This window comes from Mesorhizobium sp. M0060 (assembly GCF_040323155.1).
In the GTDB taxonomy this organism is placed as follows: Bacteria; Pseudomonadota; Alphaproteobacteria; order Rhizobiales; family Rhizobiaceae; genus Mesorhizobium.
In genome coordinates this window covers 300459-319624 of the sequence record NZ_JAMYUP010000001.1, presented here as the reverse complement: position 1 = coordinate 319624, position 19166 = coordinate 300459, and the positions used below count along the sequence as shown (strand labels likewise).

16 protein-coding genes are annotated in these 19166 nt (G+C 63.5%); 12 read left to right on the top strand and 4 right to left on the bottom strand.

Going from position 1 to position 19166, the window contains the following annotated elements:
* Positions 1-140 precede the first annotated feature (140 nt).
* Entirely contained in the window at positions 141-503 is a 363-nt protein-coding gene (locus NKJ94_RS01475; RefSeq protein WP_352522617.1) for a hypothetical protein, read from the top strand.
* An 88-nt stretch (positions 504-591) separates the two neighbouring features.
* A complete protein-coding gene (locus NKJ94_RS01470) occupies positions 592-2184 on the top strand; it encodes a peptide chain release factor 3 (protein ID WP_352522616.1) in 1593 nt (530 codons plus the stop codon).
* 171 nt (positions 2185-2355) lie between these two features.
* Here NKJ94_RS01470 and NKJ94_RS01465 read toward each other — a convergent pair whose 3' ends face one another.
* Positions 2356-2829 carry a VOC family protein gene (locus NKJ94_RS01465; protein ID WP_352522615.1) on the bottom strand — a complete coding sequence of 158 codons (474 nt, stop codon included), beginning with the start codon at positions 2827-2829 and terminating at the stop codon, positions 2356-2358.
* A gap of 317 nt (positions 2830-3146) precedes the next feature.
* On the opposite strand from NKJ94_RS01465, the gene ilvD reads away from it, so the two are divergent.
* From ilvD to NKJ94_RS01450, 3 genes are all read left to right on the top strand, one after another.
* Positions 3147-4991, top strand: a complete 1845-nt coding sequence (gene ilvD / locus NKJ94_RS01460) for a dihydroxy-acid dehydratase (RefSeq protein ID WP_352522614.1) — start codon at positions 3147-3149, stop codon at positions 4989-4991.
* 28 nt (positions 4992-5019) lie between these two features.
* Positions 5020-6294, top strand: a complete 1275-nt coding sequence (locus NKJ94_RS01455) for an amidohydrolase family protein (RefSeq protein ID WP_352522613.1) — start codon at positions 5020-5022, stop codon at positions 6292-6294.
* 114 nt (positions 6295-6408) lie between these two features.
* Positions 6409-7329, top strand: a complete 921-nt coding sequence (locus NKJ94_RS01450) for a DMT family transporter (RefSeq protein ID WP_352522612.1) — start codon at positions 6409-6411, stop codon at positions 7327-7329.
* On the opposite strand, the gene NKJ94_RS01445 is transcribed toward NKJ94_RS01450, so the two are convergent.
* Positions 7326-8228, bottom strand: coding sequence for a phosphotransferase (locus NKJ94_RS01445; protein ID WP_352522611.1), 903 nt, complete (start codon positions 8226-8228; stop codon positions 7326-7328). The genes NKJ94_RS01450 and NKJ94_RS01445 overlap by 4 nt on opposite strands.
* Positions 8229-8390: 162 nt before the next feature.
* On the opposite strand from NKJ94_RS01445, the gene NKJ94_RS01440 reads away from it, so the two are divergent.
* Positions 8391-9023, top strand: coding sequence for a class I SAM-dependent DNA methyltransferase (locus NKJ94_RS01440; RefSeq protein WP_352522610.1), 633 nt, complete (start codon positions 8391-8393; stop codon positions 9021-9023).
* A gap of 18 nt (positions 9024-9041) precedes the next feature.
* Here NKJ94_RS01440 and NKJ94_RS01435 read toward each other — a convergent pair whose 3' ends face one another.
* Positions 9042-11495 carry a GcvT family protein gene (locus NKJ94_RS01435; protein ID WP_352522609.1) on the bottom strand — a complete coding sequence of 818 codons (2454 nt, stop codon included), beginning with the start codon at positions 11493-11495 and terminating at the stop codon, positions 9042-9044.
* Positions 11492-12376, bottom strand: a complete 885-nt coding sequence (locus NKJ94_RS01430; RefSeq protein WP_352522772.1) for a phosphotransferase — start codon at positions 12374-12376, stop codon at positions 11492-11494. The genes NKJ94_RS01435 and NKJ94_RS01430 overlap by 4 nt, the downstream gene beginning before the upstream one ends.
* 476 nt (positions 12377-12852) lie before the next feature.
* Between NKJ94_RS01430 and NKJ94_RS01425 the strand changes: the two genes are divergently transcribed.
* From NKJ94_RS01425 to NKJ94_RS01400, 6 genes are all read left to right on the top strand, one after another.
* Positions 12853-13629, top strand: a complete 777-nt coding sequence (locus NKJ94_RS01425) for a DeoR/GlpR family DNA-binding transcription regulator (RefSeq protein ID WP_352522608.1) — start codon at positions 12853-12855, stop codon at positions 13627-13629.
* A 66-nt stretch (positions 13630-13695) separates the two neighbouring features.
* Positions 13696-14652, top strand: coding sequence for a LysR family transcriptional regulator (locus tag NKJ94_RS01420; RefSeq protein WP_352522607.1), 957 nt, complete (start codon positions 13696-13698; stop codon positions 14650-14652).
* A 270-nt stretch (positions 14653-14922) separates the two neighbouring features.
* Entirely contained in the window at positions 14923-16077 is a 1155-nt protein-coding gene (locus tag NKJ94_RS01415; protein ID WP_352522606.1) for an ABC transporter substrate-binding protein, read from the top strand.
* A 217-nt stretch (positions 16078-16294) separates the two neighbouring features.
* Positions 16295-17293, top strand: coding sequence for an ABC transporter ATP-binding protein (locus NKJ94_RS01410; RefSeq protein ID WP_352522605.1), 999 nt, complete (start codon positions 16295-16297; stop codon positions 17291-17293).
* A 145-nt stretch (positions 17294-17438) separates the two neighbouring features.
* The gene (locus tag NKJ94_RS01405) at positions 17439-18344 is read left to right on the top strand and encodes an ABC transporter permease (protein ID WP_352522771.1); all 906 of its coding nucleotides are present in this window, start codon (positions 17439-17441) and stop codon (positions 18342-18344) included.
* Complete coding sequence (locus NKJ94_RS01400) at positions 18334-19149, top strand: ABC transporter permease (RefSeq protein WP_352522604.1); 816 nt, start codon at positions 18334-18336, stop codon at positions 19147-19149. The genes NKJ94_RS01405 and NKJ94_RS01400 overlap by 11 nt, the downstream gene beginning before the upstream one ends.
* Positions 19150-19166 lie beyond the last annotated feature (17 nt).

Sequence of the window (19166 nt, the reverse complement as noted above, 5' to 3'; positions counted from 1 at the left end):
CACCTTCAATCGCCAGGACTTTCTTGCCCTCATGCCATCGTGGTACATACTTGCCAAGAACGTTGCCGGGACCGCTCTCGAAGCGCGGTCGATGACGATCGCCTCACTGGAAACGTTCAGCTCAATCACATGAGGGTCATTTGCGCCGCTGGATAAAAGGGCTGGTTTTTGCTGCAGCCGGAGCCGCCATTGTCTATGCCGTCTTCTTCGGCCCGCTGCCGTTCGTTCGATCTTGGTGGCAGGACGACAACTGGCTGGATCCTTTGCATAAGCGCCATCGCATTGCTGACCGTTTGGTGCTGACCGCGGCGTTGGTTGGGAAATCGCGGGCAGAAGTTGTTGCCATGCTCGGCGAGCCGCCGAAGACGGACTATTTCGAGGACTGGAGTCTGGTTTATGTTCTTGGTTCGGAAAGGGGATTTTTTTCGATCGACTCTGAATGGCTGGTTATGCGCCTGGATGACGCTGGCTCGGTCACGCAGGCGGCTATCGTCAGAGACTGAACCTGCTGCCGGGATATCAGCGGTGTTTCCGTTCGACAGGCAGGGAAAGCGCTGCTAGAAGCCCGCGCCACAGACAGGATTCCTGAAATTGGCTGAAGACATCGAACAAGCGGTATCGCGCCGCCGCACTTTCGCGATCATCGCCCACCCCGACGCCGGCAAGACCACGCTGACCGAAAAACTGCTTCTGTTCGGCGGCGCCATCCAGCTTGCCGGCGAGGTCAAGGCCAAGAAGGACCGCATCCAGACCCGGTCCGACTGGATGAAGATCGAACGCGAGCGCGGCATCTCGGTGGTCACCTCGGTGATGACCTTCGAATATGAGGACACTGTCTTCAACCTGCTCGACACGCCCGGCCACGAGGATTTCGCCGACGATACCTATCGCACGCTGTCGGCGGTCGACAGTGCGGTCATGGTCATCGATGCCGCCAAGGGTATCGAGCCGCGCACGCTGAAACTGTTCGAGGTATGCCGGCTGCGCGATATCCCGATCATCACCTTCGTCAACAAGATGGACCGCGAAAGCCGTGACCCGTTCGAGATCCTCGACGAGATCGAGCAGAAGCTGGCGCTGGACACGGCACCGATCACCTGGCCGATCGGCCGCGGCAAGACTTTTTCCGGCACCTACCATCTGGCGCTGAACGCGGTGCGCAAGGGCGACGCCGAGAAGGAGCGCACGCCGGTCAATGGACCCGATTCCAACCGCGTCGCCGGCCTGTTGCCGGAGAACGAGCGGGAGGCCTTCATCGAGGAGCTGGAGCTGGCGCGCGAAGCCTGCCGCCCGCTCGACCTCGATGCCTTCCGCGAGGGCCATTTGACGCCGGTCTATTTCGGCTCGGCGCTGCGCAATTACGGCGTGCGCGATCTGATCGAGGCGCTAGGCGCCTATGGGCCGCCGCCGCGCGCGCAGGAGGCCGACAGCCGCAAGGTCGAGGCGACCGAGGACAAGATGACGTCCTTCGTCTTCAAGATCCAGGCCAATATGGACCCCAACCATCGCGACCGCATCGCCTTCGTCCGCGTCTGTTCTGGCAAGCTCGAGCGCGGCATGAAGGCCAAGCTGGTGCGCACGGGAAAGCCAATGAGCCTGTCGGCACCGCAATTCTTCTTCGCCCGCACCCGCGTCACCGCCGACGAGGCGTTTGCCGGCGACGTCGTCGGTATTCCCAACCACGGCACGCTGCGCATCGGCGACACGCTGACCGAAGGCGAGGAGATCCTGTTTCGCGGCGTGCCGAATTTCGCGCCAGAAATCCTGCGCCGCGTTCGCCTCGGCGATGCCATGAAAGCCAAGAAGCTCAAGGAGGCGCTGCACCAGATGGCCGAGGAAGGCGTCGTGCAATTGTTCTCGCCGGAGGACGGCTCGCCGGCCATCGTCGGCGTCGTCGGCGCCCTGCAGCTCGATGTCCTGAAAGAACGCCTGAACTTCGAATACACGCTGCCGGTCGATTTCGAGATGCCGCGTTTTTCCGTCTGCCGCTGGATATCGGCCGACGACAAGGCCGAACTCCAGCGCTTCATCGAGGCGCATCGCGGCGACATTGCCCGCGACCTCGACAACGATCCGGTGTTCCTCGCCCAGCACGCCTTCTCGCTAAACTACGAGGCCGAACGCTGGAAGGCGATCCGCTTCGCGGCGGTCAAGGATTACCAGGTCCGCGACAGAGCGGCTTGATGCGCCACCTTGCCTTCTCCCCTTGTGGGAGAAGGTGTCGCCGAAGGCGACGGATGAGGGGTGTTCCAGGAAACACCAACGCCTCGTTACGTCCAACACCCCTCAACCGTCTTGGCGCTCCGCGCCAATCCACCTTCTCCCACAGGGGGAGAAGGGGAAGAGCGCCATCGCTCACCCCCTGGCTGCCTCTTCGATCTTCGCGATATCAATCTTGCTCATCTGCATCATCGCCTGCATCACCCGGCCAGCCTTTTCCCTGTCGGGATCTTGCAGCAGCCTGGGCAGTTGCTCCGGCACGACCTGCCAGGAGAGGCCGAATTTGTCCTTCAGCCAGCTGCACTGGCTGGGCTCGCCGCCGCCCTCGATGAGCCTGTTCCAGAAATGGTCGACCTCTTCCTGCGTCTTGCAGTCGATGGAGAGCGACACTGCCTCGGTGAACTTGAATTGCGGCCCGCCGTTGAGCGCCTGGAACTGAACACCGTCGAGCTCGAACGAGACCACCAGCACCTTGCCCTCACGATCGCCGCTGCCCTTGGGCCAGCGCGTCACGCTCAGCACCTTCGAGTTCTTGAAGATGGAGACGTAGTGGTTCATGGCCTCCTCGGCCTGGTCGTCGAACCACAGGAAGGTGGTGATCTTTTGCATTCTCTTGCTCCTCGGGCTGGTTTTGGCTTTGCTTTCACTCGTAAAACGGCCGGCTGGCGATCAATGCCCTGGTCCCCGCCGTTTGACCCAAGGACGCTCGAGCAAACCGCGATCCGACAGCACCTCTGACTTTTTTACTGGGTGGACCGGCTTGCCGCCTTTGGCCCGAGATCACGGCCGCTCGTTCCACCATGCAGCCAATATCTGGCGCAGCGCAAAATTGTGGCCAGACCAGAGCGTGGCGTCTATAAGGCCTGCGGCTCAATTCCGGTTTTCCGCGCCCCCGCTGGCGCGACGCAGACAGCAAGGACAGTTCAATGCCCGCCTACCGTTCCCGCACCACCACCCATGGCCGCAACATGGCCGGCGCACGCGGCCTGTGGCGCGCCACCGGGATGAAGGATTCGGATTTCGGCAAGCCGATCATCGCGGTGGTCAATTCCTTTACCCAATTCGTGCCCGGCCATGTCCATCTGAAGGATCTCGGCCAGCTGGTTGCCCGCGAGATCGAAAAGGCCGGCGGCGTCGCCAAGGAATTCAACACCATCGCCGTCGATGACGGCATCGCCATGGGCCATGACGGCATGCTCTATTCGCTGCCGTCGCGCGAATTGATCGCCGACTCGGTGGAATACATGGTCAACGCGCACTGCGCCGACGCCATGGTCTGCATCTCGAATTGCGACAAGATCACGCCGGGCATGCTAATGGCGTCGCTGCGCCTCAACATCCCCACCGTCTTCGTCTCCGGCGGCCCGATGGAGGCCGGTAAGGTGGTGCTCGCCGGCAAGACCCAGGCGCTCGACCTGGTCGACGCCATGGTTGCGGCCGCCGATGACAATATCTCCGACGAGGACGTCAAGATCATCGAGCGCTCGGCCTGTCCGACCTGCGGCTCCTGCTCCGGCATGTTCACCGCCAATTCGATGAACTGCCTGACCGAGGCGCTCGGCCTCTCGCTGCCCGGCAACGGCTCGACGCTGGCCACGCATGCCGACCGCAAGCGGCTGTTCGTCGAGGCCGGTCATCTGATCGTCGATCTCGCCCAGCGCTATTACGAGCAGGACGACGACACCGCGCTGCCGCGCAGCATCGCCTCGAAGGGCGCCTTCGAGAACGCAATGACGCTCGACATCGCCATGGGCGGCTCGACCAACACGGTGCTGCACATCCTCGCCGCAGCACACGAGGGCGAGGTCGACTTCACCATGGAGGACATCGACCGGCTGTCGCGGCGGGTTCCGGTGCTGTGCAAGGTGGCTCCGGCCAAGGCTGACGTCCACATGGAGGATGTCCATCGCGCCGGCGGCATCATGGCGATCCTCGGCCAGCTGGATAGCGCCGGGCTGATCAACCGCGACCTGCCGACGGTGCATACGGCAAGCCTTGGCGAAGCGCTCGACCATTGGGATATCTCGCGCACCACCAGCCAGAATGTCCGCGATTTCTTCCTGGCAGCACCCGGCGGCGTGCCAACGCAGGTCGCGTTCAGCCAAGACCGCCGCTGGGACGATCTCGATCTCGACCGCGAGAAAGGTGTTATCCGCTCGGCCGAACATCCTTTCTCCAGGGATGGCGGCCTTGCCGTGCTGAAAGGCAATCTCGCGCTCGACGGCTGCATCGTAAAGACCGCCGGCGTCGATGAATCGATCCTGAAATTCACCGGCCCGGCGAGGGTGTTCGAAAGCCAGGACGCCAGCGTCAAGGCGATCCTGTCGAACGAGATCAAGGCCGGCGATGTCGTCGTCATCCGTTATGAAGGGCCGCGCGGCGGCCCCGGCATGCAGGAAATGCTCTACCCGACCAGCTATCTCAAGTCGAAGGGACTCGGCAAAGCCTGCGCGCTGGTCACCGACGGCCGCTTTTCCGGCGGTACCTCCGGCCTGTCGATCGGCCATGCCTCTCCCGAGGCGGCGGAAGGCGGGCTGATCGGACTGGTGCATGAGGGCGACACGATCGAGATCGATATCCCGAACCGCACTATTAGGCTTGCTGTCGACGACGCGGAACTCGCCGCCCGCCGCGTGGCCATGGAGGCCAAGGGAACCGCTGCCTGGAAGCCCGAGGAAAAGCGCAAGCGCAAGGTGACGACAGCCTTGCGCGCCTATGCGGCAATGGCGACAAGTGCTGCCAAGGGGGCGGTGAGGTATGTGCCGGAATAGGTTTGATTCTTCAAAGGGATGACGGCAGATGGATTTCGACCTTGTGGTGCGTGGCGGCACGCTGCCCGACGGCAGGATTGCCGATATCGGCATCGTCGGCGAGACGATCGCGGCGATCGAGTCCGAACTCAACGTCACCGCCGGCACGGCGATCGACGCCCGTGGCAATCTGGTCTCGGCGCCCTTCGTCGATCCGCATTTCCATATGGACGCCACGCTTTCGCTCGGCATCCCGCGCATCAATGTCTCGGGCACGCTGCTGGAAGGCATTTCGCTGTGGGGCGAGCTGAAGCCGCGTCTGACCCACGAGGCGGTGCGCGACCGTGCGCTCGCCTATTGCGACTGGGCGGTGTCGATGGGCCTGCTCGCCATCCGCACCCATGTCGATGTCTGCGACGACCGCCTGCTGGCGGCGGAAGCGCTGCTCGACGTGAAGAAGACGGTTGCGCCGTATATCGACCTGCAATTGGTTGCCTTCCCTCAGGACGGGTTTTACCGCTCGCCGACGGCGCGCGACAACACCATCCGGGCGCTCGACATGGGCGTCGATGTCGTCGGCGGTATTCCGCATTTCGAGCGCACAATGGCCGACGGCACGCGCTCTGTCACCGAGCTCTGCGAAATCGCGGCCAAGCGCGGCCTGATGGTCGACCTGCATTGCGACGAGACCGACGATCCGCTGTCGCGCCACATCGAGCAGCTTGCCTATGAGACGCAGCGCCTGGGATTGCAGGGCAGAGTGGCCGGCTCGCACCTGACCTCGATGCATTCGATGGATAATTACTACGTCTCGAAGCTGTTGCCGCTGATTGCCGAGGCCGGCGTTTCAGCGATCCCCAATCCGCTCATCAACATCATGCTGCAGGGCCGCCATGACACCTTCCCCAAGCGCCGCGGCCTGACGCGGGTCAAGGAGATGCTGGCGCAGGGCATCCGCGTCGGCTGGGGTCAGGATTGCGTGCTCGATCCCTGGTATTCGCTGGGCACGGCAGACATGCTCGACGTCGCCTTCATGGGCCTGCACGTCGCCCAGATGTCGAGCCCGGCCGAGATGGCGCGCTGTTTCGACATGGTCACCAACGTCAATGCCGCCATCATGGGCCTCGACCACCTTGGCCTGGCCGTCGGCAAGCGCGCCAGCCTGATCGTTCTCGATGCCGGCAGCCCGGTCGAGGCGCTGCGCCTGCGCCCCGAGCGTCTCTGCGTCATTGCCAGGGGCAAGGTGGTGGCCGAGCGCAGCCGGCAGGACACGCGGCTTTCGATCGCCGGAAGGCCGGGCACCGTGAACCGGCGCCACGCTTAGTCCAGCCGATTTCCGCCGCTGGTCTTACCGAATTCTCGATTTTCGCCTCGTCACGGCCGCTGCTAGCGACTACGACGCGGGTCACCGTATCCACGGCGAGGAACCGGTAACGGAATGGCGCAGCCCGCAGCCCAGAATTCGGCGATCAGGAACGTGCTGCTGGCCGGCATCCTGCTGATGCTCGCCGGCGATTTCCTGTTTGCGCTGAACGACGCGATGGGCAAGTGGCTGGTCGCCAGTTTTTCCGTCGGCCAGGTCGTGCTGATCCGCTCGATCGGCGCGTTTTTCATACTCGGGCCGATGATTGCACATCAGGGTGCGGCCAAGCTGTTTCGCATGGAGCGGCCGGAGCTGCAGCTGCTGCGCGTGGTGATGACGACGCTCGACACGGCGCTGTTCTATGCGGCAGTCGTCTATCTGCCGCTCGCCGATGTGATGAGCTTTTACATGGCCGGGCCGATCTACGTCGCGGCGCTGTCGCACTTTTTACTCGGCGAACGGGTCGGCTGGCGCCGCTGGGCGGCTATCCTGGTCGGTTTCTGCGGCGTGCTGATCATGCTGAGGCCGTCTTCGGCCGCGTTCTCGCTGTCGTCGATGTTCGCACTCGCCGGCAGCATTTCCTTTGCCTTCGCCATCATCCTCAACCGGCGGCTGCGCGGCACCAGCGACACGTCGCTGGTCACGTGGCAAACCATCGGCACGCTGCTGGTCGGCGCGGTGCTGACCATCGGCAGTTGGAAGGCGCCGTCCTCGCTCGATTTCGGCGCCATGCTGCTTCTCGGCATTGTCTCCTGCGGCGCGCATCTGATGATCACCAGGGCGTTGAAGCTTGCGCCTGCCTCGACCTTGGCGCCGCTGCATTACAGCCTGCTTTTGTGGGCAGTGGTCTTCGGCCTGGCCTTCTTCGGCGATGTGCCTGGGCCGCGCATCCTGGTCGGCTCGGCCATCGTCGTGCTGGCCGGCCTGTTCATCTTCCACCGCCAGAAGGTGGTCGACACCGTGCCGCCCGAAAACGTGCCGAAAGGTGTCAATTAATCCCGGCGCACCGCCGCGAGATGCCGCGAAAATTCCGGCGTCTCCATCAGCGCCTTGCAGCGCGCAAACCGGCCGTCGGCATAGGCGCGAAAGTCGTCCGCCGGATTTTTGTTGGCAAGCTGGATCAAGCCCCAGAGCGTCCACAGCAGATCGCACATCGCCTTGTAGATGACGATGCGGCCGCGCTCCGCCGGTGTCGGCTCACCGCCGAAATAGGCCAGCGTCATCTCCTCCTCCTGCGCGGTGTCGAATTGCCCTTCGACGCTGAGGTCGCCAAGGTCCCAGAGCGGATCGTTCATCCCGGAATATTCCCAATCGACGATCCACATCCTGTCGCCGGTATCGAGAAAGTTTTCGCAGAGCGGGTCGCAGTGGCAGGCGACGATCGGCAGAGGATGAGCGGTGAGTGCCGAGCGCACGCTTTCGGCCTCGCGGACCACGTCATGGTAGCCGGAAGGCAGCGCGACATCCTTGGTCGACAACACCTTCAGGTAGTCGTCGATCATGGCGAACAGCTCGAAGCGGAAGGGAAACACTGCGCCGGATGTGTGCAGTTTGCGAAAAGCCTTGCCGGCGCGTGCCGGGCTGCCGGAGCGGGTCTTGAACTTTTCCGGCGACATCGTCTTGGCGCCCGCAACGAACCGCGTCACCAGCACGCCGGTCCGGGCATCGACATGCAGCACTTCCGGACTGACGCCGGCCTTCGCCGCCTCCCGCGCCGCCACTGCCTCGTTGGCGCGGTTGATATATTCCTCGGTGCCCTTGCCGGGGATGCGCAGGCAGAAATCTCCCGCTCTGAAGACGAGATTGGTGAGGCCGCCAAGCCGTTCCAGCGGTCCCTCGTAGCCGGCCAGCACCGGAATGGCCGCAAGCGCCGCGCGTGCCTCGTCCACCATCACCTCTGCCTCCCTTTCACGGCTTTATTTATCGTGGAGACGGTTCCACAGTTTTCGCCGCTTGGCTATCATAGCGTGGCGTGCGATCCACTCCAGCGCGGCGCGTCCTTTCTGGATGCGCAAAGGACGCGGTAGCACATTGATTTTGCGGCGGACGGAACAGCAATGGCAAACAGCAAACATCAGAGCGCGCTCGCCGCAGCCTATGCGGCGAAGCGGCCGGAAGACGTCGCGGCGCTCTACGACAGTTGGGCCGGCACCTATGACGCCGACATGTCGGCGGCCGGCTATCGCCATCCGACCATCTGCCTTGCCTTGCTGGCCCGCCATTTGCCGCGCGGCGCCGCACCTCTCCTCGATGCCGGGGCAGGCACCGGGCTTATCGGCGAATGGCTTGCCATCACCGGTTATCCGCAGGTCGAGGCGCTCGACATCTCGGAAGGCATGCTGGCCCAGGCGGCGCGCAAGGGCGTCTATTCGGCGCTTCACTGCTTGGCGCTTGGCGGACCGCTGCCGTTCGTGGACGATGCCTATGCCGGGATCATCTCCGCCGGCGTCTTCACTTCGGGCCATGTCGGAGCCGAGGGGCTGGACGAGCTGATCCGCATCTGCCGGCCGGGTGGGGTGATCGTGCTGACGGTGAAGAACACGCTGTGGGATGCCGGGTTTGCCGCGCGGATCGCCGAGCTCGAGGTGCAAGGCATCGTCACCCGCGCCGAAGAAACGCCGCCCTATGTCTCCATGCCGGGCGAGTCGTATACCGTGCCGAGTCGGGGGCTGGTGCTCAGGGTGAGCTGAGGCGAAAACCGGAAGGCTCTACGCCTTCACCTTTGCCCCCGACGGGTCGTAAAGCGGCTCGAGATAGATCTTAGCCGGCGTCCGTTCCATTGCCACCACCAGCTCGTAGTCGCCGGAGGTGAGGAAATCATCGCTGACGCCGTCGGCATTGCGCACATAGCCATAGCCGATGTTCTTGCCCACTGTGTAGCCATAGCCGCCGCTCGTGAGATAACCGACCACCTCGCCGTTGCGCAGGATGGTCTCACGCCCGAGCAGGACGACGTCCGGATCGTCGACCGTGAAGCCGGCAAAACGTTTCCTGGGCGCCGAACCATCGAGCTTTTCAAGCGCCCGCCGGCCGAGGAAATCGGTGTTTTTTCTGAGCTTCACCGCCCAGCCGAGGCCGGCCTCCTGCGGCGTGTCGTTGGGCGTGATGTCGGCGCCCCAGGCGCGGTAGCCCTTTTCCAGCCGCAGTGATTCCAGCGCCCGGTAGCCGACCGGGCGGATGTCGTAGGTCTCGCCCGCCGCCATCAGCGCATCGAAAACCTCGCCCGTCGCCGCGATCGGCGCATGCAATTCCCAGCCGAGCTCACCGACATAGGTGACGCGCAGTGCCCGCACGATGTGGCCGGCAATCGCGATCTCGCGAACATGGCCGAACGGGAAAGCTGTATTCGACACATCCGCGTCGGTCACATCGGACAGCACGTCGCGGGCGCGCGGCCCCATCAGCGACAATGTGCCAAAATCCTCGGTAACATCGGTCAGCTTCACGTCGAGCCGCTTGCCGATATGATCGGCAATCCAGGAGAAATCATGCGTGCGGAACCCGGTGCCGGTGACGATGTAGAATTTCTCCTCACCGAGCCGCGCCACGGTCAAATCGGCCTCGATGCCGCTGCGCGTGTTGAGGAGCTGCGTGTAGGTCAGCCGGCCGACCGGTTTGGCGACGTCATTGGCGCAGATCCAGTCCAGCGCCTTCAGCGCGTCCGCGCCCGTCATTTCGTACTTGGCGAAGGATGACTGGTCGAAGATGCCGATTTTTTCGCGCACGTGGCGGTGTTCGTCGCCGACCGGCGAAAACCAGTTCTGCCGGCCCATCGAATAGACGTCTTTCGGCTCGAACCCTTCCGGCGCGAACCAGTTCGGCCGCTCCCAGCCGAGCTTCGAGCCGAACACGGCGCGATGTTTTTTCAGCCGTTCATAGAGTGGAGAAACGATGCGCGGCCGGCCGCTGACATATTCCTCATGCGGAAAGCCGATCGTGTAGTGCTTGCCATAGGCTTCAAGAGTGCGGTCGCGGACCCATTGCCGGTCGCGGTGCAGATTGGAGAAACGGCGGATGTCGACCACCCACAAATCAAGCGGCGCCTCGCCGTCGACCACCCATTGCGCCAGCACCCAGCCGGCGCCGCCGCCGGATGCAATGCCGAAGGCGTTGAAACCGGCGCCGACGAACATATTCGGGCATTCCGGCGCCACGCCGAGGATGAAATTGCCGTCCGGCGTGAAGCTCTCCGGCCCATTGATCATCTGCTTGACGCCGACATTGGCGAGCGCCGGGACGCGCTCGATCGCCTGGCTCATATGCTGCTCGAAATGATCGTAATCATCGTCGAACAGCCGGAACTCCCAATCGTCCGGCACATCACCACCGGGCAGACCGGTCGTCCAGGCCTGCGGGTTCGGCTCATAGCCTCCCATCACCAACCCGCCGACCTCCTCCTTGAAATAGGTGCGGCGGTCGGGGTCGCGGATCGTCGGCGCGTCACTCGCCAAGCCGTCGATCCTTTCGGTGATGATGTATTGGTGCTTCACGGGCTGCAGCGGCACGTTGATGCCGGCCAGCGCACCCACCTGCCGCGCCCATTGCCCGGCGCAGTTCACCACCTTGTCGCAGGCGATATCGCCCTTGTTGGTCCTTACCTTGACGATCCGGCCGTTCGTCATTTCGAAGCCGGTGACCCGCACCTCCTCGAACAATTTTGCGCCATGCATGCGCGCGCCCTTGGCCAGCGACTGGGTGATGTCGGAAGGGCTTGCCTGACCGTCGCTCGGCAGCCAGGAAGCACCGACGAGGTCGCCGGTTTCCAGCAGCGGCCACATTTCCTTGACCTCGGCCGGCGACAGCAAATGCATATCCATGCCGAAGCTCTTTGCCGTCGTTGCCAGCCTCTTATACTCGGTCCAGCGGTCGGCATTGGTGGCGAGGCGCAGGCAGCCAGTCATCTTCCAGCCGGTGGCGAGGCCGGTTTCGGCTTCCAGCCCCTTGTAGAGATCGACTGAATATTTGAGCACCCGCGTGATCGACGCCGACGAGCGCAGCTGGCCAACCAGCCCGGCGGCATGCCAGGTCGAGCCCGAGGTCAGTTTGCCCTGTTCGAGCAGCACGATGTCGGCCTTGTGGTCGCGCGCCAGATGGTAGGCCGTCGAACAGCCGATGATGCCACCACCGATGACGACGATGCCGGCCTGCGCGGGCAAGGTCATGTTCGCATCCCGTATTTCGTCCTGTAATTTTCCAGGGCGGCTTCGAGCCGCTTCAGGTTTTCGTCGGCGTAGTCGGCGTAGTCGACGCCGGGCGCGTCGAGGTAAAGCTCGGAAACCATGCCCCACATCGCCTCGCGCAGCAGCGACGCGCATTGCATGGCGGCGTGCGATCGCCGTATCGCTTCGTCCGGCTCCTTCATGAAATAGGCGGTCAGGAAGGCGAAGGATTCCTCGTCGCTCATGCCGGCATTCGAGGCCGCACCGGCAAGGTCGAACATCGCCGTATTGAAGCCGGCATATTCGAAATCGATGAGCCACAGCCTGTGGCCGTCGTCGATTATGTTAGCCGGCAAGAGGTCATTATGGCCGAAGACGATCGGCAGCAGTTTTTGCGCGCGCTCGAGCTCGTCCGCCAGCGTCAAAAGGCGGGGCAATTCGCTTAGCTTGCGGCTGCCGCCTTCCTCCAGCGTGCGCGCATAGTCGCGGATGACGTGAAACACCCAGAACATGAAGCCGGCGCCGGAGACATGACTGGGCATCTCGCGGTGAAAGCCGCGCAGCAAGGCGGCAACGCGGCCGAGATCGGCGCGCACGTCTTGCGCAACATAGGCCTTGGCGCCGAGATACTCCGTCACCATGACGCCGGGTCCGGTGTAGTGGACGGCTGGAGCGAAGCCTGCCGCGTGCGCTGCCCGCGCGGTCATCATCTCGCGCTCGCGAAAGACATGGTGGAACGGATAGTCCTGGCCGAGCCGCACGACATGCCGTCCGGCCGCATCCTTGACCAGATAATTGGCGTTGCTCAGCCCGCCCGGCAACGGCGCAATGTCGATGTTGCCGGTCCAGCAAGGCAGCGCGCGGATGCGGTCTTCGACAGTCACGATCTCGTCCAACATTGGGTCAATTTTCCACGCATGTCATCGCTGGCCAGCGATGACAATCGGACGGAGGAATGGAGGCAACGCGAAGATCTCGTCGGTGCAGATTTCGGGATCGATATCCCGCACCGCACCGACGAGCCCCTTTGTGCCGGGTTCTTCGACCCCGGCATCCGCCCCCGCGGATCCTAAAATTTCGGTTCCCTTGCACCCGACAATTTCCCAGGCGTTCGGGCAGGTTCCCAGGCGTTCGGGCAGGTTCCCAGGCGTTCGGGCAGGCGATTTTTTGTCCGGCTCAGCCGTCGTCCTCCGTTCCGAGCCTGTCACAGCGATAATGTCGCGCCACGCTGGAGACGTTGTCAACGCGAAATTGTGGTGTTTTCTGCTTTTTTGCCCGAATTTTGCGAAATTTCTTGGAGTTAGTGGCATTTATGCCGTAGAAACGGTCAATGATGCAACAATCCGACCGGATGGAACCCATGGTCCACTCGAAGCGGCATGGCGAAATCCTGCGCCTCCTCAAGGAGGAAGGCACCGTGACCATTGCCAGCCTGGCTGACCGGCTAGGCGTCTCGCTGGAGACAGTGCGCCGCGACGTCAAGCCACTGACCAGCGACGGTTCCATCCTCAAGATGCACGGTGCCGTCGGCCTGCCGTCGATTGCCGGCGAAGCGCCGTTCGAGCGGCGCATGCGCGAGAACGCGGATGCCAAGCGGGCAATTGCCCGCATGGTCGCCGCCACCATCCGCGACGGCGAATCGATCATGCTCGACACCGGCACCACCACCTCTTTCCTGGCCCGGGAACTGCTCGGCCACCGGCGGCTGACGGTCGTCACCAACTCTTCCGACATCGCCCGCACGCTGGCCACCGTCAACGGCAACAAGGTCTATATGGCCGGCGGCGAGCTGCGCAGCGATTCCGGTGCAGCTTTCGGCGTCTCGGCCATCGAATTCGTCAGCCGCTTCTCCGTCAGCCATGCGGTAATTTCGACCGGTGCCGTCGATGCCGTCACCGGCGTCATGGACTATGATCTGGAAGAGGCGGAGTTCGCCCGCATGGTGCTGTCGCGCGGCCAGCGTTCGCTTGTTATCACCGACCACAGCAAATTCGGCCGCCACGGCCTGGTTCAGGTCTGCGGCTTCGACGGCTTTTCCGAACTCGCCACCGACCGGCGGCCGCCGCACGACATCGCCGCCGCCCTCGCCGGGGCCGGCGCGCGGCTCAGCGTTGCCGATGGCGAAAGCGAGGGCTGAGCTCTATCGGGAGATTGGCACCAGCACCCACTTCCCAGCGCCGCCTCTGCCGTGTTTAGTCCGACCATGGCTTTCACCATCCGCCAATTGCAGTTCTTCATCGCCGTCGCCGAGCAAGGCACGGTGTCGGGCGCCGCCCAGAACCTGTCGATCTCGCAATCCTCGGTCACCGAGGCGATCAAGGAGCTGGAGCACGATCTCGGCGTCGAGCTGTTCGAGCGCCACCCGCGCGGCTTGAACATCACCCATAAGGGTCACCAGTTCCTGCGCCATGCGACGAAGATCCTTGCCGACGTTTCCGATGCGCGCCGCGCCTTCTTCGGCGAACGGGTCGCGGCAAGCGGCCGGCTGCAACTTGGCGTCACCTCGCTGGTCGCCGGCTATGTGCTGTCCGATCTTCTTGCCCGCTACCGCCGCGCTTTTCCGGGCGTCGAGGTCTCGGCAATCGAGGACAATGGCGACTATCTCGAGCATCTGCTGATCGGCGGCAAGCTCGACATTGCCGTCATGGTCACCTCGAACCTGCGCGACCGCACGGCGCTGCAGTCCGAAATCCTCGAAGTCTCGGCCTACCGGCTATGGCTGCCGCTCGGCCATCCCTTAGCCGGCGCCGACATCATCGGCATCGGCGACATCGCCTCGGAACCGCTGATCATGCTGACCGTCGACGAGATCGAGGAGAATACCGGAAAGCTGCTGACGGCGATTGGCGCCAAACCGCATGTCGCCTTCCGCACCCGCTCGGTCGAAGCGGTGCGCAGCCTCGTTGCCACCGGGGCCGGCGTGGCGCTGCTGCCCGACCTCGTCTACCGGCCGTGGTCGCTGGAAGGCGACCGCATCGAATCGCGCGATATTTCGGGGTCGTTGCCGGTCGTCCAGGTCGGCATGGTCTGGCGGCGCGGCTCCGGCCTGCCGCAGGCGGCGCGCGACTTCGTCGGGCTTGCCCAGTCGCAGCGCATGGTGCGCCAACGGCCCGAAAAGATCACCCGACAGCTATCGGAAAAATCGATATCGGCTTTCTGATAAATGAATTTGCGAAACCGGAAAATTCACAGCACTTTCCATCAGGGAACAAAGCTGCCGTTAGAGCGACGTGCGTCCAATTGGACGCACATAGTATGCTCTAAGACTTTTAGTTTTCGCATCGGGCTTTTCCGAAAATCGATTCCGATTTTCGGGCCGATGCGAGGAGCACGACGCTTAGAGCCGCGCATCCAACGTTTTTGAACGGGCGCATGACCTTTCCGAAAACCGAAACCGATTTCGGGGTTACGCAAAAATGGGAGATCGACGATGAATTCATTGCTGAAATCATGCACTGCCTTGACGGTCGCGCTGACCTTCTCCGGCCAGGCCATCGCCCAGGTCAAGGAGCTCGGCAAGGGTGAAGGCGAGGTCAATATCGTCGCCTGGCCCGGCTATATCGAGCGCGGCGAAACCGACAAGGGCTACGACTGGGTCACCTCGTTCGAGAAGGAAACCGGCTGCAAGGTCAACGTCAAGACCGCCAACACCTCCGACGAGATGGTCTCGTTGATGAATGAAGGCGGTTTCGACCTTGTCACCGCCTCGGGCGACGCCTCGCTGCGCCTCGTCGCCGGCAAGCGCGTCCAGCCGATCAACACCGACCTCATCCCGAGCTGGAAGACGGTCGACGACCGGCTGAAGGATGCACCCTGGTTCACCGTCGGCGGCGTTCATTACGGCGTTCCCTACCAGTGGGGGCCGAACGTGCTGATGTACAACACCGAGGTGTTCAAGGAAGCGCCGAAGAGCTGGAACATCGTCTTCGAGGAAATGAACCTGCCCGACGGCAAGTCGAACAAGGGCCGCGTCCAGGCCTATGACGGGCCGATCCACATCGCCGACGCCGCCAACTACCTGATGTTCCACAAGCCTGAGCTCGGCATCAAGGATCCGTACGAGCTGACCGAGGACCAGTACAAGGCCGCGCTCGACCTGTTGCGCGTCCAGCGTACGCTGGTTGGACGCTACTGGCACGACGCCGCTATCCAGGTCGACGATTTCCAGAACGAAGGCGTCGTCGCCTCCGGTTCATGGCCCTATCAGGTCAACACGCTGATCGCCGCCAAGAAGCCGGTCGCCTCGACCATCCCCGAGGAGGGCGTCACCGGCTGGGCCGACACCACGATGATGGAAGCCGATGCGGCCCACCCGAACTGCGCCTACATGTGGATGGAGCATTCGCTGTCGCCGAAAGTGCAGGGCGACGTCTCCGCCTGGTTCGGCTCGCTGCCGGTGGTGCCCGCGGCCTGCAAGGGCAACGAACTGCTTGGCGAAGCGGGCTGCAAGACCAACGGCTACGACAATTTCGACAAGATCAAGTTCTGGAAGACGCCGGTCTCGAAATGCGCCACGCAGAACGACCAGTGCGTACCCTATTACCGCTGGGTGTCGGACTATATCGGGGTCATCGGCGGGCGGTGAGTTCCCTCACCCTTCCCCTTGTGGGGAGGGTCGACGCGTAGCGTCGGGGGTGGGGGTTCGCCTCGACAAGTTCTTGCTTGTAAAATCACCCCCACCCGCGGCTTCGCCGCGACCTCCCCCATCGAGGGGGAGGTGAAGTGCCGCGCCATCCGCTGCGTCCTTTGGGAGGCGGTGAGGGCGATCTCGATAAAGCTAACCGGCAACAGACTGACAGCCTATGACATCAGCCGTTTCGTTCCAAAAAGTCTCCCGCCATTTCGGCAACGTGCGTGCCGTCGACGCGGTCGATCTCGATATCGTGCCGGGCGAGTTCTTCGCCATGCTCGGGCCTTCCGGCTCGGGCAAGACGACCTGCCTGCGCCTCATCGCCGGCTTCGAGCAGCCGACGGCAGGCTCGATCTCGATCTTCGGCGAACGCGCCGAGGGCGTCCCGCCCTATCGCCGCAACGTCAACACCGTATTCCAGGACTATGCGCTGTTCCCGCATCTCAACGTGCTCGACAACGTCGCCTATGGGCTGATGGTCAAGGGCGTCCGCAGACCGGAGCGGCAGAAGGCGGCGGAAGAGGCGCTGTCGCTGGTGCGGCTTCCCGGCTACGGTGCCCGTCGTCCGGGCCAGCTTTCCGGCGGACAGCGCCAGCGCGTCGCGCTCGCCCGCGCGCTGGTCAACCAGCCCAAGGTGCTGCTGCTCGACGAGCCGCTCGGCGCGCTCGACCTCAAATTGCGCGAAAACATGCAGGAAGAGTTGAAGTCGCTGCAGAAGGCGCTCGGCATCACCTTCGTCTTCGTCACCCACGACCAGGGCGAGGCGCTGTCCATGGCCGACCGCGTCGCCGTCTTCAACGACGGCAAGATCATGCAGATCGGGACGCCGGAAGACATCTACCAGCGCCCGAAGACCCGCTTCGTCGCCGATTTCGTCGGCTCGTCCAACGTGCTGCCGCCGGATTTCGTCCAGCGTTATGCCGGCCAGCACCGCTGGGGCAGCCTGCGCCCTGAATCCATTCGCATCGGCCGGGCGGCCAAGGGCGACGGCGTTGCCGCCCGCCTGGTGTCGACCAATTATCTCGGCGCTACGACAAGGCTCGCGCTGGACGCTGAAGGGTTGCGACTGCATGCCATCGTGCCGGCGGGTGCTGCCTTGCCCCGGGAAGGCGAGGCGGTCGTGCTCACCTTCAACCGCGAGCATTTGCATCTGATGGACGAGTTGGGCTGATGGCGCTGAAGCTGGCTAATGGGCTGGAGGGGGGCGCGAAGGATCGCGGCCTCTCATATGCCCTCCGCCAAGACAGAGCAGTGTCGTGACCATCGCCGCGCTCAACTCCAATCACACGCCCGCCATCTTGCCGGGAAGCGGCGGCATGCGCGGCGCGCTGTCGGATATTTTTTGGCGCAAGCCGAAGCTGCTGCTGCTCCTGATGCTGCTGCCGCCGGTTCTGTGGCTCGGCATCGTCTATATCGGCTCGCTATTCGCGCTGTTGCTGCAGAGCTTCTTCTCGATCGACGAATTCTCCGGCTTGATCAACCGGGAGTTCACGCTGAAGAGCTATGGCGACCTGTTGCAGGCCGCCAATCTCGACATCATCCTGCGCACTGTGACGATGGCGGCGCTGGTCACGCTCGCCTCGGCGATCATCGCCTTTCCCATCGCCTATTACGCGGCGCGCTATGCGCGCGGCCGCTGGAAGGCGCTGTTTTATCTCGGCGTCATGCTGCCGCTGTGGTCGAGCTACCTTGTCAAGATCTATGCCTGGAAGCTGATCCTCGCCAAGGAAGGCATCCTGACCTGGCTGCTCGCCAAGCTGCATCTTCTGTGGCTGCTCGAGGCCTGGCTGTCGCTGCCGGTCGTCGGCGGCAATTCGCTGTCGGTGTCGTCAACCGGCACCTTCATCGTCTTCGTCTATGTCTGGCTGCCCTTCATGATCCTGCCGGTGCAGGCAGCACTCGAGCGTGTGCCGGGCAACCTGGTCGAAGCCTCGTCCGATTTGGGAGCCTCGCCCGGCCAGACCTTCCGCAACGTGCTGTTTCCGCTGGCGCTGCCGGGCATCGTTGCCGGCTCGATCTTTACCTTCTCGCTGACGCTCGGCGACTACATCATCCCGCAGATCATCGGCACGTCGCGGCTGTTCATCGGCCAGGCCGTCTATTCGCAGCAAGGCACCGCCGGCAACATCCCGCTCGCCGCCGCCTTCACGGTGGTGCCCATCGTGATCATGGGCTTCTATCTCTGGGGCGCCAAGCGCATTGGGGCCTTCGATGCGCTCTGACCGCGGCCAGTCGGCTCCGCTCGGCCTGAAGATCGCCGCCACGGCTGGCCTGCTGTTCCTGCACCTGCCGATCCTGCTGATCTTCGTCTACGCCTTCACCACTGAGGAGAAGAGTTTCGTCTGGCCGCCGCCGGGCCTGACGACGCAATGGTTCGCCGTCACCTGGAACCGGCCCGACGTCTGGCAGGCGCTGTCGCTCTCGGTCCGGGTCGCCGCCATCTCGACTACTATCGCGCTGGTCCTCGGCACGCTCTGCGCCGCCGCCGTGTCCCGCACAAAATTCTTCGGCCGCGAAACCATCTCGCTACTGGTCATCCTGCCGATTGCGCTGCCCGGCATCATCACCGGCATTGCGCTGCGCTCGGCTTTCGCGCTCGCCGAGATCCCGTTCTCGTTCTGGACGATCGTGCTCGGCCACGCCACTTTCTGCGTGGTCGTCGTCTACAACAACGCCGTCGCCCGTTTCCGCCGCACTTCCGGCTCGATGATCGAGGCGTCGATGGATCTCGGCGCCGACGGTTTCCAGACCTTCCGGCACGTCGTGCTGCCCAACATCGCCACGGCGCTGCTGGCCGGCGGCATGCTTGCCTTCGCCCTGTCCTTCGATGAGGTTATCGTCACCACCTTCACCGCCGGCCAGCAGCAGACGGTGCCGATCTGGATGCTGGAGGAATTGATCCGCCCGCGTCAGCGTCCAGTCACCAATGTCGTGGCGATGGTCGTCGTGCTGGTGACGCTGCTTCCCATCCTCGCTGCCTATTATCTGACCCGCGACGGCGACCAGATCGCCGGTTCGGGCAAATGACCTCACACGTTCATAAG